The organism is Paractinoplanes polyasparticus (genome assembly GCF_019710575.1).
Lineage (GTDB): Bacteria > Actinomycetota > Actinomycetes > Mycobacteriales > Micromonosporaceae > Actinoplanes > Actinoplanes polyasparticus.
In genome coordinates this window covers 1-13392 of the sequence record NZ_JAHWFK010000012.1, presented here as the reverse complement: position 1 = coordinate 13392, position 13392 = coordinate 1, and the positions used below count along the sequence as shown (strand labels likewise).

General features: G+C 66.5%; 13 protein-coding genes. 11 read left to right on the top strand and 2 right to left on the bottom strand.

Annotated elements, in window-relative coordinates:
- The first annotated feature begins 24 nt into the window (after positions 1–24).
- Both KXC43_RS14715 and KXC43_RS14710 read left to right on the top strand, forming a co-directional pair.
- Positions 25–543, top strand: a complete 519-nt coding sequence (locus KXC43_RS14715) for an RNA polymerase sigma factor (protein ID WP_221376622.1) — start codon at positions 25–27, stop codon at positions 541–543.
- Positions 524–1120: a LytR C-terminal domain-containing protein gene (locus KXC43_RS14710; RefSeq protein ID WP_221376621.1), complete on the top strand. Its 597-nt coding sequence runs from the start codon at positions 524–526 to the stop codon at positions 1118–1120. Before KXC43_RS14715 ends, KXC43_RS14710 begins: the two co-directional genes overlap by 20 nt.
- Positions 1121–1124: 4 nt before the next feature.
- On the opposite strand, the gene KXC43_RS14705 is transcribed toward KXC43_RS14710, so the two are convergent.
- Positions 1125–2618 (bottom strand): hypothetical protein, encoded by a 1494-nt coding sequence (locus KXC43_RS14705; RefSeq protein ID WP_221376620.1) that lies wholly within the window; start codon positions 2616–2618, stop codon positions 1125–1127.
- Between the two features lie 409 nt (positions 2619–3027).
- Here KXC43_RS14705 and KXC43_RS14700 point away from each other — a divergent pair, with 409 nt between their 5' ends.
- From KXC43_RS14700 to KXC43_RS14665, 8 genes are all read left to right on the top strand, one after another.
- Entirely contained in the window at positions 3028–3366 is a 339-nt protein-coding gene (locus KXC43_RS14700; protein ID WP_221376619.1) for a hypothetical protein, read from the top strand.
- 313 nt (positions 3367–3679) lie between these two features.
- On the top strand, positions 3680–3850 hold the full coding sequence (locus KXC43_RS14695; protein ID WP_221376618.1) for a hypothetical protein: 171 nt from the start codon (positions 3680–3682) through the stop codon (positions 3848–3850).
- Positions 3851–4471: 621 nt separating this feature from the next.
- Positions 4472–5437 carry an NAD-dependent epimerase/dehydratase family protein gene (locus KXC43_RS14690; RefSeq protein ID WP_221376617.1) on the top strand — a complete coding sequence of 322 codons (966 nt, stop codon included), beginning with the start codon at positions 4472–4474 and terminating at the stop codon, positions 5435–5437.
- Between the two features lie 276 nt (positions 5438–5713).
- On the top strand, positions 5714–7114 hold the full coding sequence (locus KXC43_RS14685; RefSeq protein ID WP_221376616.1) for an exopolysaccharide biosynthesis polyprenyl glycosylphosphotransferase: 1401 nt from the start codon (positions 5714–5716) through the stop codon (positions 7112–7114).
- Entirely contained in the window at positions 7114–7944 is an 831-nt protein-coding gene (locus KXC43_RS14680) for a Wzz/FepE/Etk N-terminal domain-containing protein (RefSeq protein ID WP_221376615.1), read from the top strand. The genes KXC43_RS14685 and KXC43_RS14680 overlap by 1 nt, the downstream gene beginning before the upstream one ends.
- Positions 7941–9377, top strand: a complete 1437-nt coding sequence (locus tag KXC43_RS52705; RefSeq protein WP_221376614.1) for an O-antigen ligase family protein — start codon at positions 7941–7943, stop codon at positions 9375–9377. Before KXC43_RS14680 ends, KXC43_RS52705 begins: the two co-directional genes overlap by 4 nt.
- On the top strand, positions 9374–10696 hold the full coding sequence (locus KXC43_RS14670) for a lipopolysaccharide biosynthesis protein (protein WP_221376613.1): 1323 nt from the start codon (positions 9374–9376) through the stop codon (positions 10694–10696). The genes KXC43_RS52705 and KXC43_RS14670 overlap by 4 nt, the downstream gene beginning before the upstream one ends.
- Before the next feature lies 1 nt (position 10697).
- Positions 10698–11735: a glycosyltransferase family 2 protein gene (locus tag KXC43_RS14665; RefSeq protein ID WP_221376612.1), complete on the top strand. Its 1038-nt coding sequence runs from the start codon at positions 10698–10700 to the stop codon at positions 11733–11735.
- Positions 11736–11795: 60 nt separating this feature from the next.
- On the opposite strand, the gene KXC43_RS52700 is transcribed toward KXC43_RS14665, so the two are convergent.
- Positions 11796–12953, bottom strand: a complete 1158-nt coding sequence (locus KXC43_RS52700; RefSeq protein ID WP_221376611.1) for a glycosyltransferase — start codon at positions 12951–12953, stop codon at positions 11796–11798.
- A gap of 144 nt (positions 12954–13097) precedes the next feature.
- On the opposite strand from KXC43_RS52700, the gene KXC43_RS14655 reads away from it, so the two are divergent.
- Positions 13098–13392, top strand: a 295-nt coding sequence (locus tag KXC43_RS14655; RefSeq protein ID WP_221376610.1) for a hypothetical protein, incomplete at its 3' end; no start/stop codon positions are given.

Here is a 13392-nt window from a genome sequence, read left to right as displayed (position 1 = left end):
GAGGGCTGCGGTGTGTTCATTGATGTGCAAGCCAATGACAGCGCCGACTTCGACGCCTTCTACGCGGTCACGATCCGGCGGGTGGTGCTCTATCTCTACGCCGCGTGCGGTGATCGGGCCGAGGCGCAAGATGTCGCCCAGGAGGCCTTCGCGCGCGCCTGGCAACACTGGGGCCGGGTCAGCGCGTACGAGGAACCGGAGGCCTGGGTTCGCCGGGTCGCCTGGCGCCTGCTGGTCAACCGGTGGCGCAGCCTGCGTCGACGGCTCACCGCCCGGGCGCGGATGGGGACGCCGGACGTGATGACGGCCGGTCCCTCGCCGGACCGGGTTGCCGTCGTCGCCGCGCTGCAGCAGCTGCCTAAGGCGCAGCGGCAGGTCATCGCCTTGCACTACCTGCTGGACATGCCGGTCCACGACATCGCCGCGAGCATCGGAGCCCCGGAGGGCACGGTCAAGGTGCGGCTGTCCAGGGCCCGGACCGCTCTCGCCCGGCTGCTCGACGACCACGATCAGGAGATCAGCGATGCCCCGACCCGTACCTGAACGCCTGCGCGACCTGGAAGCCGAGGTTCACGACCTGCGCGTGCTGCCGGCCGTCTCCGTACGTGCCCGCGGCCGTCAGCGCGGCCGCCGCCAATTGGCCGCCGTGGCTGTGGCCGGCGCCGTTGTGGCTACCACCGCGGGCGTGGCGTTCGCGTGGCCGCGCTCCACGCCGACGCCGATTCCGCTGCCGGTGGCCGCCGCGCCGTCGCTCACCTGTTCGCTGGCGCTCCCGAGCAGCCCCGCCGAGGTGCAACTGCGGGTGCACGACGGGGGAGTGCCCGCCGCCCGCTTGGCCGCAACGATGGCCGATCTGCGCGCCCGCACCTTCACCGTGCTGGAGGGCCCGACCGATCCGGCCGGTACGACCGTCGTGCGCTACGGCCCGGCCTCGATCGGCGCGGCGGCGCTGGTGCGGGCCGGGCTGCACGGCGATGTTGCGATGCGGTTCGACCCTCGCCGCACGGACAAGACCGTCGACGTGGTGCTCGGGCCGTCGTTCGACCGCCTCGCCACCCCCACCGAGACCAACAAGAACCTGGTGGCCGGCGGCCCGCCCACGGCGCCGGAGGGATGCTGAGGCGCTAACTCCCGCGGCGCTCGAAGACGATCACTTCCCGGCTTCGCGTCGCGACCGGAAATCCGGCCACGGATCGACCGGCCAGGAGGGACTCGATGAAGGGTGATTCTGACTGGACTGTTTTTCCGCTGCCCTCGTCAAGATCTGGGTACAGGATCAAGTACCGGCAGCGGTATTTTCTCATCACGTTCGCAATGGTTGCCTCGTCCCACCTGAAGGCGCTGTATCGAGACTCGGACATGCCGACGACTGGCCGGTGCAGGGCGTATGACGTGGCCTGGCTGTCCGCCGCCATCACCGGCGCCTCCGGCCCGATTCGGGCGGCCAGCCAATCCCTGACGCGCGACCCGTCCGCCAACGGTGCGGCCAATTTCTGGTCCACGCCGTCGTGGGGCGGACGGTAGGGCAAATCAATGGTCGTGCAACCGGCAACCAGGTAGGCGCAGACGCCAAGGGCTGCCCATGCCGGCCGGGGGCGCCGTTTCGGCATGCGCCCCATCAGCATTCCTCCCGTCAGCGCGATCAGCGGCAGCACCGGAAACAGCAGGCGGGCGCCGATATCGATCGGCGATCTCAGGGCGGCCACAACGATCGCCGCGATATAGACGGCAATAACCGTCGCCGCCACGTTCAAGTCAGGATCGCGGGGCCAATTGCGCAGTTTCGCCAGGACGGCGACGGCGAATACCGCGACGGTGACTTGTGCGACCACGGCGACGGTGCTCGTTCCATCGCCGCCGGCCAATCGAACCAGTCCGGCGGCTGTCTTCAGGAGCGTCCGCGCGGCCCCGTCCGCGCCGGCCACTGTGTTCCCGCCCTGCCAGGTGCCCGCGAGAAGGACGTTCCGGGCGATCAGCGGCGCGATGATCAACCCGGCCGGGAGAACCACCGCCAGCAGACTGTTGACGGCCCGGCGCGTGCGCGCGGTGGCCAGGACGATCAACAGGGCGAGGACGATTCCCGCAAGGACGAACAGGCCGGCGTACCGCACCCATGTCGCGACCCCCGCGGCCGTGCCACCCAACGCAGCAATGGCGTAGGCGGTGCGGTCGCCGGCAACTCTGCGCGAGATCAGGACGGCCAATACCGCGACGGTGACGAGCAGGGTGAACAAAGACTCCGAGAGGGCGCTGATCGAGTACGTCAGCGTGCTGGCATTGGCGGCGAAGGCGAACAGGACATAGCGGGCTACGACCGAATCCATCTGCAGGCGCCGGCAGATGAGGCCGAGCGTCGCCACCGTCAGGGCGCCGGAAACGATCGACACGACCACGGCCGCCGATCGGGGCCCCAGAGCGAGGGCCTGCAGGGCGGCGACGGCGATCGGATAGCCGGGCGGGGCCGTCGTCACGGGCGCCGGAATCACCCCGTGCCGCAGCTCGCTTTCGAAGAACGGGATGTCGGTCGTCACCCCGTGTCCGCCCAGGATGTTGGAAGCGACACTGAAGTATTGGTAACTGTCGTTGGAGAGCAGTGGCTGCCCCACGACAAGCAGCATTACCGCATGAAAAGCCGCAGCGGCCAGCGCCCAGGCAAGAATTTCACGTTTACTCGTACGGGTTCCGCTCGGACGTGCCAACCGCTGGAGAGCAGGCGTGGCCTGCAATCGTGTGTTCACGACCCGACGGACCTCATTTCGGCATCGAAAGCTTGGCCTTGCGCAAGGTGGTAGCGCGGGTAATCGAAACACGAAGAATGGTTATCGGACGGCACCGGCACGCCGTGGGCCGGGCCGCCGCGCCGCCGGAATGCCGAGAGCCGGTGGAATCCGCATCCACCAACTGGTTGATTCGGCAGTCAGCTATTGCGTCACCTCAGGCTCGTGACCTGCTGTTTCAGGATCCCGGGGCCGCCGCGCTGACTTTTCCGGCGCTTTACGGGACGCCCGCGCGAATCATGATGGGTGAATGACGCGCATCACAAACATTCTGTCGTACCGGTCCAGCAATTCCATTCTGAGCGTCTGCTCGAAGGACTCGATCCTGTCGGTGGGCTCCTACGGCTCGATCCTCTCAGTCGCGTCCGTGGGCTCGCTGCTCTCGATCCTGTCGGTGGCGTCGATCGGCTCGATCCTGTCGGTCGGCGCGTTCGGTTCACTGCTGGCTGTCGGCGCCTTCGCCGCGCTGCTGGCCGCCGGGTCCTACGTCCTGGCCGGCATCGTCGCCGCCCTGGTGCTGGTCGGCCTGCTCCTGCTCACCCTGACCGGTCGCGCCCTGAACGCGAAGCCTCGGACGGCAGTCAAGTAGTTAGTAGTGGCCGTTGTTCTGGAGGAAGCTCCAGCACGAGGAGATCGGGCCGTGTATGCGACGGGGCCGGCGTTCTCCAGCTCTTGCGTTCCTTGGCGGCCTTCTTGTCGGCCGCCACCTGTGTCTCGAGCTTGTACGCCCGCCGGCTGCCTGAACCGCCGCGGCCGCTTTGGCGGCAGCGGCGCCTTCGGCCTCCCGCTTCCAGGCGCGGGCGGCAGCGGCGCCTTCGGCCTCCCGCTTCCAGGCGCGGGCGGCGGCGTGCCGGGCCTCGTGCTGCTCGAGATACTGGAGGTCCAGGTCAGCCTGCGCGGCGTTGGCCCGCGCGACCCCGCTCGGGGGTTCGGCCTGCCTGAACTCCAGCGACGGCGACGTGATCAGCGCCCGCCGAACGCACGCGCTGGTCGGTGGTCTCTCCGTAGATGTGCTGGTCGGCCATCTGACCCCGGCCGAGATGACCACCCACCTCGACGAGCTCACGGTCTGACGGTCGGCGCCGTGCATCGGCGGTTGCCGGCTACCTGTTGGAAGCCTCGATCCCGATAGATGCGCCGTCGGGCGGTTATGGTCGGCCATCGCCGCGACCGCCCTGCAGCCGCCACCGGGCAGCTCGCCTGGTTGCCACGAGCCTGGCCAAGCAGCAGATCGGTCGCCGCCTCGGGCCGGCCCATGCGCCGTCGACAAGAATCTGCGAAACGCGTTCGGAAGCTCGGTGGGCACAGCGGCTTCGAGGCCGTGGTGAACCTGGTCTGTACGGGTCGGCGCCGATCGCGCGGGTGAGTCGAGACCGAGATGGCCGAACGCCTTTGCTTTGTGACCGTGGCGCCCTTCGGGGCAGATGGTCGGGTTAGCCCTCACCGGTGTATTCCGGGCGGCTCCGCTTCGCTCGGCCGTATCGTCCGTCACCGGGTTGGCGAGGCCTCGTTGATCAACTTTGAAGTAGACCGTCCGTGAGCGATTACCACCCGTCTCTCGGTCGGTGAGGTCTGGAAAGAGCTGTCGCGAATATGACTGGCAAAGGCACCTGAATAGTAACGGCCCGGTGCGATCAGAATGATCTACTCCGGGTCAGGGCTCGACCTTTGAAGCTTCGACGGGGGATTGAAGAATGAGAATTCTGGTAACTGGCGGGGCCGGGTTTATTGGTGCCAATCTGTGCAACGAGCTTCTTTCGAGACCCGAAGTCGGAGGCGTCACGGTTCTCGATGATTTCAGTACCGGAAACGCCTCCAACATCGATTTTCTTCGTGTCGAGGTGGTCAAGGACACCATTCTCAGTCGGGACACCGTGGCTGAACTCGTCAGTCGGAGCGACGCCGTTGTTCATCTCGCCGCGCAACCCTCTGTTCCTCTTTCAATCATGGACCCCGTTTCGAGTCATGAAGTGAACATGAACGGGACTGTCGGGATTTTGGAAGCCTGTCGCAACTTCCACAAGGCTTTTATTTTCGCCTCGTCGTCGGCCGTGTACGGCCAGACCCAGAAGTTGCCCATCAACGAGGATGACGCGGCGGCGCCGGCGAGTCCCTATGCTGCCAACAAACTGGCCGCGGAGTCGTACGCGCTGGCGTACGCCTCGACATACCATTTCCCCGTAGCTGCCTTCAGATTCTTCAACGTCTATGGCCCGCTTCAAACGCCGGATCATCCGTATGCGGCGGTCATCCCGTCCTTCATCGACGCGGCTCTTCACGGACGGCCCCTCGTCATCTATGGCGACGGGAGTCAGTCCAGGGACTTCACGTACGTTGGCTCGCTGGTGAAGGTTCTGGCTGACGCGGCTCTGAAGAAAGTTGCCAGCCCGTCGCCGGTCAACCTGGCCTTCGGCAATCGAACGACAATTATCGACCTCGCCAAGAAGATTGAATCGATCATCGGACGATCAATTGATCTCCAATTCTCCGGTCCCCGGCCGGGCGATGTCCAAAATTCGCAGGCGGATAACAGCCGGTTGCGCGCGCTGATGCCCGAAGCCCGCGATTCTGCACTGGATGACGGACTCCGGGCGACGATCGACTGGTTCAGCCTCGGAAATTCCGTCCGGTCTCTGCCGACGGCGGTTGCTCGCGTTTAACCGACATGGCTGGTCACACCCCGGGCGTTACCGGCGACCGTAACCCGTCGGCCGGAGTCAAGCGCTCAAGGCGCTAAGCGGTCATGGGTGGAGTCGGCGGTTCGGCTGATCCCGGCCGAGTGAACATGAGGCGACCTGGCTATTGCCGGCGGCGTCGGCATGCACAATTCCTCGAAAGCGTCGACGCCCGGCTCGTAAGCCATTCATCGAGCCGTGCCCCAGAATCGGAACCAGGAGTACATCGCTTTGCGAGAACGATTCCGCAGTGCGTTGGGCGTGGAAGGCATCGAAATGGCGCCGCTCGTCTCGGTGGTCACGATCGGGCTGGCCGCCATGACCCAATCGCTGACCTGGTACGAGACTCCGGCTGTCACGGCCGCCATGTGCGCATCCGTCTTGATCATTCGCTGGGGTCGTCCCTTCGCCTATTTCCTGCCCTTGGCGAAGCGGCTGGTGCCGGCCAGCGCGCCGATGATGATCCTGCTGATGACGCTGTTCTCGGGCCTCTTCGCGCAGCGGGTGCACATTCCGTCGCGCGAGCTCGCGCTGCTCTGCCTGGTCGGCAGCCTGGGCATCGTCCTGCTGTCTTTCCGCCGGCAGCCGAAAAGCAAGGCGGTCCGCATCGCGCTCCTGGGCCACCCGGAGTTGGCGGCGGTGCTGGCGCAAGAGCTGGCGGTCCATCCTTCGTCCGGGCACATCGTGGGGTACGTCAGTGAGTGTCCGGGCGATCCGGTCGATGGTGACGACTACCACCTGGGGCCCCGAAGTGAGTTGCCGGCGATTGTCGAGAGGAACGGGATCGACCTCCTTCTGGTTTCCTCGGAAGAAGCCCGTCGCTCCGTCTTCGAATTTCTGGCCGCCGGCTGTCCCGACCCGAAGGTCCGGGTGCTGGAACTCGCCTCGTTCTGCGAGGACATGTTCGGGCTGACGCCGCTGGCGGCGATCGAGCCACGTTGGCTCGAATCGGTTTTGCACCCGGGTTATCGACAGGGAATCCCCTGGAGCAAACGGATCATCGATGTGGTCGTCTGTCTCGTCGCCGGCCTCGTCGCCATACCCGTAGTCATCCCTCTCGTTCTTCTGGTGAAACTCGACGGCGGTCCAGCCCTTTACCGTCAGATCCGGGTCGGTGAGCGGGGACGGCCTTTCGAGATCCTGAAACTGCGTTCCATGCGCTCCACGCCTTCCGCCGGCGAGCGCCAGCAATGGTCGTCCCGGTCGGATCCGCGGGTCACTCGGATCGGGCGGTTCCTGCGTCGCACTCACCTTGACGAGCTACCGCAGATCGTCAACGTGCTTCGCGGTGACATGAGCATCGTCGGCCCGCGACCCGAACAACCGGACCTGGTTGAAAATTTGCGGCTGACGATTCCCTACTATGACGTACGGCATCTGGTGCGGCCGGGCCTGACCGGCTGGGCCCAGGTGCGTGGCGGTTACGCGGGTTCCGAAGTCGGATCGGCATTGAAGGTCTGCTACGACCTCTACTACATCAAGAATCGCTCGCTCTCCGTTGATTTTGTCATTCTGTTGGAGACCCTCCGGACCTTGGTATTCGATAGTCAATGGCAGCACGCCGGCGATTATCGAGCATTGGCCCTCCGGGGCAACCCCGGTGTGCTCTCCAGCGAGACGACTCCCCTTCCCCCCGAACCTAGTCGAGTAGGCGCGCCCTAGTGATCAACCAACAAGTCAAGGACAAGCCGAGTACGGTGGCTCGAGGCCGGTCGGTCTCGAACCCTGACACGGCGCCGGTGTCGGCACCGCTGCTGGACGAGATCGTCCGCCACTGGAAGTTCATTGCCGTGATCGTCACGGCATGTGTCGCGGCGACGGCCGGCTATGTGTACATCGTGCCGCAGCGGTGGGAGGCTTCCGCTCGCGTCCTGGTCGCGCCGGCCGGGGCGGATGCTGACCTGGCCGGATTGGGACTGATCAGCGGGTCCGCCGATCCCGCACGATCGCTGCAGACGGCCGTCGCGCTGCTCGACACACCGGCTGCCAACGCTGCTGCTGCCGCCAGGTTGGGCTCGCCCTGGAGCTCTGTATCCGTCGATCGAAGCATCGTTCTGGAGCCGCTCGGAGAGAGCTATGTCGTCAACGTGAAGGCGCAGGCGGATTCGCCCTCTGCCGCCGCCCGTCTGGCAACGACGTACGTTGAGAGCGCCCTTGCAACAAGGAATTCGACGATCAAGCAGCGGGCCACTGCCCTTCTCGCGCTGCGCACCAGTCTGCCCGCGAGCACGAGGAGCGAACTGAATCCGATCACCGGGACGCGGCTCCAGATGATCGCCCGGGGCGGCGATCCCTCGCTGTCGATGGCTCAGCCCGCGGTTCCGCCGACTTCTCCGGTCGGGTTGCCGACGCAGTACAAGATTGCGCTGTCGGTCGTCCTCGGACTCTGCCTGGCGATCGCCGCAGTATGGGCCCGAGCCCGCGGGAGCAGGCCCGACGACGGAATGCGGGTGCCGGCCCAGGCGCCGGACGACAATGGTTGGAACAGGTGACGTCGGCTCTCAGCTGGCGTCCCGCACAACTCCAGGGCGTGGCTTCGGCCGCCGTCGTGACCTGCGCAGCGGTGGCCCTCGGCGGGTTGGTCGGGTTCGATGAGCGGATCGCGTTCGGTGCAGTGGGCGCGTTGGCCCTTGCGGCCTGCTGCTTCCTGAAGCCGACCGCGGGCCTGCTGTGCTGGATGCCGGCCGTGTTCGTCCCCGCCAGCGCAATCGGTGGCGCGCTGTGGAGAGCGGGCTTCCTGCTGTCTGTCGCGGCGTGGGCTTTCGACGCGATCCGGCGCCGGTCGATCACGGACGAACGGCTTCGCGAATTCCGTTGGCTGCTCGCCCTCATCGTCGCGATGTTCTTGTGGTTCGGGGCGACCATGCTCTGGGCCTCGGACACGACGGCCGCCTTCCAGGAGTACCGGTGGTGGCCGATCCCGCTGGCCTACTTCGTACTGCTCCTGACCCGTATCACCGCCACCAGGCATGTGCTGCTCGTGGCCGGCGCATTTGTCGCGTCGGCGACGCTGGCCGCCGTGACCGGTCTGGTCGTTTTGCGATCGACCGCCTCCGCATCGGCGAACTCTTTGACCAGTCTGGACAATCGTGTGTCGGGCGGCGCCGGGGACCCCAACTATCTGGGTGCGGGCCTCGTCGCTGCGGTGATCCTGGCTTTCGGTCTGGCCTGTGCGGTCCGCCGGGTCTGGCTCCGGTCCGCCACCGTCGTAGCGATTTTGGTCATGGCGGTGGCCGCGGCCGGAACGGCGTCGCGGATGGTGCCGATCTCGGCCGGCGTCGCGCTGGTCGCGGCGTTGGTGATCTTCAGACACGTGATCGGACGGGTGCTTGCCGCGTCGGTGTGCGTGATCCTCCCGGCCGGATTGTGGTTCTTCTGCTTCCCGCCGGCCTGGGAGCGGATAAAGGCGTCCGGCGACGGTGGCAACGGTCGTGAAGATCTGTGGGCGGCCGCGATCCACCTGGCGCAGGAGAACCCGATCGTGGGTGTGGGGGTAGCCAACTTTCAAGTTCGGAAACCGGCCGTCGCGCTGCAGATCGGCGAGGTGAAGAACTCTTCCGTTCTCGCGGAACAACCGTTGGTGGCTCACAACACCTACCTGCAGCTCTGGGCGGATACCGGAGTGATCGGCCTCGTGCTGTTCCTCGCGATTGCCGTGTTCTGCATCTGGTGCTTTCCGCGTGCCGCTCGCGAATTCGTCGCTGCCGGTCGTCGCGACCTGGCGGTGCTGAGCCGCACCGCGGCGGTCGCCGCCGTGTCGATGCTCGGGTCGGCCGCGTTCATCACCATTCCGCGCGACCTCCGGCTGTGGCTTCTGCTGGCCCTCGGACCGATCCTGCTGTCGCTGGCCCGGGCCGGAACACAGCGGTTTCGCGGACACCAGGTGGAAAGCATGCCGGTCACCGAATCGTGCCCGGCTTCGTGAAGAGCGCACAGACCCCGGTGGTGGACCACCGGCCGCCGATGCTGCGCGCGGCGATTCAGACGTACGGGTCGTACATCGCCGCGTCGGCGGGTGGATTGATCAACGTGGTGTTGACCGCGCGCATGCTCGGCGTCAGCGGCCGCGGCGAGCTCGCCTTCCTCATGAGCGCCACGGGCCTGATCGCGTTCCTGGCCTGCCTCAGCGCCAACGAGGCCTTGATCAACATAAGTGGGGCGCGCCCGGGCGAGCGAGCTGCTCTCGCCGGTGCCGGTGTGTTGCTCGCGGTGGTGCTGGGCACGCTCGGCGCGATCACGGCCTGGATCGTCTTCCGAGCCGTCCCGCTCGCCGGGATTCCGTTGGAGAACACCGACATCCTGCTCGCGATCAGCGCGATACCGATCTGGATCCTGCAGCTCAACTTCTTGTATCTGGCCCGAGGCTCGTACGACCTGGCAGTGGCCGCCGTCGCGTGGGTCAGCGCACCGCTGGCGACCCTGGCCTGCAACGTGCTTTTTGTGGTGGCGGACCGCATGACGATGCGCGTCGCCGTCATGGACTGGGTCATCGGACTCGCCGTCTCCGCCGCATTGGTCGTCATCCAGGTCGGCCGTACATCCGGATTCGCCATTCCATCGGTGCGACTGCTCCGGGAGATCTTGAGGTTCGGAGTCCGCAGCCATCTCGGCGGCGTCATGATGACCGGCACCTACCGGATCGACAACTGGCTGCTCGGCGTGCTCGGGAGCGCCCGCGATGTCGGCACCTACAGCGTCGCCGTGGCTTGGTTCGACGCCATTCTCCACCTGTCCCGGGCGGTGAGCCTGACCTTCCGGCCCGACCTGCTGCGGGCCTCGGCCGAGGACGCCGGTCGGCAGGCGGCTCGCATCTTCCGGATCTGTGCCGTCCTCGTGCTGATCGTCACGGTCGGCACCGTACTGGCCGCCCCGGTGCTCTGCGTGATGGTCTTCGGCCCCGAATTCGAAGATTCTGTGCTCGACCTTCGGATCCTGGCCGTTGGCGCTTTCGGAGTGATGGCGTTGAACATCTTCGGCACCACTCTGGTCGCCCAGCGGCGGCCGACTCTCGAGTCGGCGGTGAACGGTGTCGGATTCGCTGTCGCGATCGTCCTCTACGTGGTGCTGATCCCGCCGTTCGGCGCGTCCGGGGCATCGCTCGCCTCGGCGATCTCTTATCTGCTGTGCGGAGCCGTGGCCATCGCACTCGTCCACCGAACCTTCGGCCTGCCGTACCAATCGCTTCTGCCGCGGTGGTCCGACACGGCAAATCTGCAACAGGCGTTACTCAGACGGAAAGGATGACATGCTCCGGAGCGATGGCGATCCGGCGGTATCGGTGCTGGTGCCCGTCTTCAATGAGGCGTCACACATCGAGGCCTCGCTCGCGAGGATCTGCGACCAGAAGGTGCCTGGCGGACTTGAGATCCTGGTCATCGACGGGGGATCCACCGACGGGAGCCGTGAGATCGTCGAGAAGGTCTCGGCCCGGGATCAGCGCATCAGGGTTCTGGCCAACCCGGCCCGGCAGATTCCGACCGCGCTCAACATCGGTCTACGGGCGGCCCGAGGTAGCTATATCGCGCGAATGGATGCGCACTCCCTGTATCCACCGGAGTATCTGGCGGTCGGGGTGAGTCGCCTGCAAGCCGGGGACGTCGCGTGGGTGAGCGGACCCGCGCTCGCGGCCGGCGACGGCCGATGGTCCAGGCGTGTGAGCATCGCGCTCAACACCCCGATGGGTATCGGCGGCGCCACTTTCCGGAAGGCCGGCCCGGAACGGGAGGTCGACACCGGGTTCACCGGCATCCTGCACCGGACAACCCTGGAGAACGTCCAGGGATGGGACGAAGACTGGCCGGTCAACGAGGACGGCGAACTCGCCGCCCGCGTACGGGCAACCGGCGGCCGCATCGTGTGTCTTCCCGAGATGGCGGCTACCTACGTTCCCCGGAACAGCCTGCCGTCACTGGCTCGTCAGTATTGGCGTTACGGGCAGTACCGGGCCAAAACCAGTCGTCGCCATCCGACGAGCATGCGCCGGTCACACGTCCTGCCACCGGCGTTCGCGCTCGTCACCGTCCTGGCGTTCCTGCCTGGACCCTACGGCTTACTGCCGCGGGCCGGCGTCGCGATCTGGATCGCGGCCGCGGCGATGATCGCCGGCCGCGAGATCGGTCGCGGCCGGCGCCTGCGCGACTGTGCGCTGCTGCCCGTGGTCTTCGCCGTTATGCAGCTGGCCTGGGGTGTGGGTTTTCTGGTTGGTTGTGGCCGGTTCGGCCCGCCCCTCGGCGCCTTCGCACACCTCGCCGTACGGCTACCGATCGCAGCTCATCGGAGTTGATCGAGGAACCCCTCGTCGTGGCTGAGCGTCCCGATATTCTTCGCCCGAGGAGGTCGGGTCTCAGACCTCAGCATGTGTCCGGGTGTCTGCGGCGAGGAAGGCGGCCACCGCCGCGGAAGTCTTTTCCAAGGTTCGCATTTCCGCGAGTTCTCGCCCCCGTTTGACCAGTCCGTACATGCGGTCGGGGTCGTCGACCAGTTTTTCCAGCGACTCGGCCAGCGCCGCCGCGTCGCCGGACGGCACCACGACGCCGGCCCGGCCGTTGTCGAGAACCACGCCGACCGCGCCGACATCCGTTGCCACGATGGGGAGGGCGTTCGCCTGCGCCTCGATGAGCGCCTGGGGCAGGCCCTCGGTGATCGAGGAGAGGACGAACAGATCGGCGCGATGGAAATACTCCATCAGCTCCGGGCCGATCGGCACGAAACCCGGAAGCGAAAGGACATTCTCGAGACCGAGCTCGGCCGCCCTCTCGAGGATGGCCGACCGCATCTCGCCGTCGCCTACCCAGGTGAGCCGGAACCGTCCGGGGTGACGCGAGTGCAACATGGCGAGCGCGTCGAGCATGATCATCGGATCTTTCTCCGGTGCCAGCCGGCTCGCCGCCAGGAGATTGATCGGACCGGTCAGCCGAGGCAGGGGGACGGCCGGCCGGAGGTCGCTGCGTCGCATGAGCGAAACGCTCATCTGGTGCAGATTCGCCCGCGGTCCTCCGTACTCCTCCTCGAGGCTTGGGCCGACGACCGTGGTCGGCAGCTTTCGCGCCAGCAGCCGCCAACATGCGTCCATCATCCGTAAGGCGAGCGTCAGCCCGGTGTGGCGGGCTCCCGGCCGCATGCGGCTGACGAAATAGGGCATGGTCTCCTGCCGAACGCCGAGCGTCACCCTCCGGCGCCGGACAGCTGCGAGGGCCACGAGCAGGATCCCGAAGGGATGCGGCCCGAACACCCACAGGTGATCGACATTGTCGAGATGCCGCCACATCGCGCGGGCGGTGGCCAGGGCGTTGGTCGCCAGGGCACCCGGTGAAACGGCTGGATAGTAGGGCAGGCCGGCGACGGCAGGATTGGTCGGCAGCGGGAAATCGGCGCCGCCGTTGCTCGACTGCCGCGCAAATATCGTCAGGCCGGGGAAATCTGATCCGACCTCGCAGACGAACGTCAGAAACCCCAGGGCGGGCCCATTGGTCCGGACAGTGCCGTGGTCGACGTCGACCACCGCGTCAACGTATACGCCGAGGCGCGGGCGGCCAGTTGTCATCCGGCGAACGGTAAGCGTCACCGTTGATCAACGAAGCCTCCGCAGGCCAGGTGACGGGACGGCGTCTGCTGCTACCGGAGCGCACCCGGCGGGGAACCGCAGGTGCACCGCCCGACCCTGAATCTCTTTCACATGCCCAGCCGAGTCGCGGCTGGAATGGGGGAGGGTAACGAATTGCGTCGTCAGAGGCTGCACAAGATTCGCCCGGTGCTGGCAACCATGCTCGCAGTGGCAAGCGCGGCCACTTTCGTCCCTCGTAGCGCCGAGGCGGCCGGCGCCGGCACTGCGGCCGCGGGGTCGCAATTCCAGTCGGCCGCAGCGGATCCGCGTATTGGTGGTCGTCTCTACTCTTCGACGAGCCCGTTCAACCAGCTCATTCCGGCTAATCCTCAGCTGG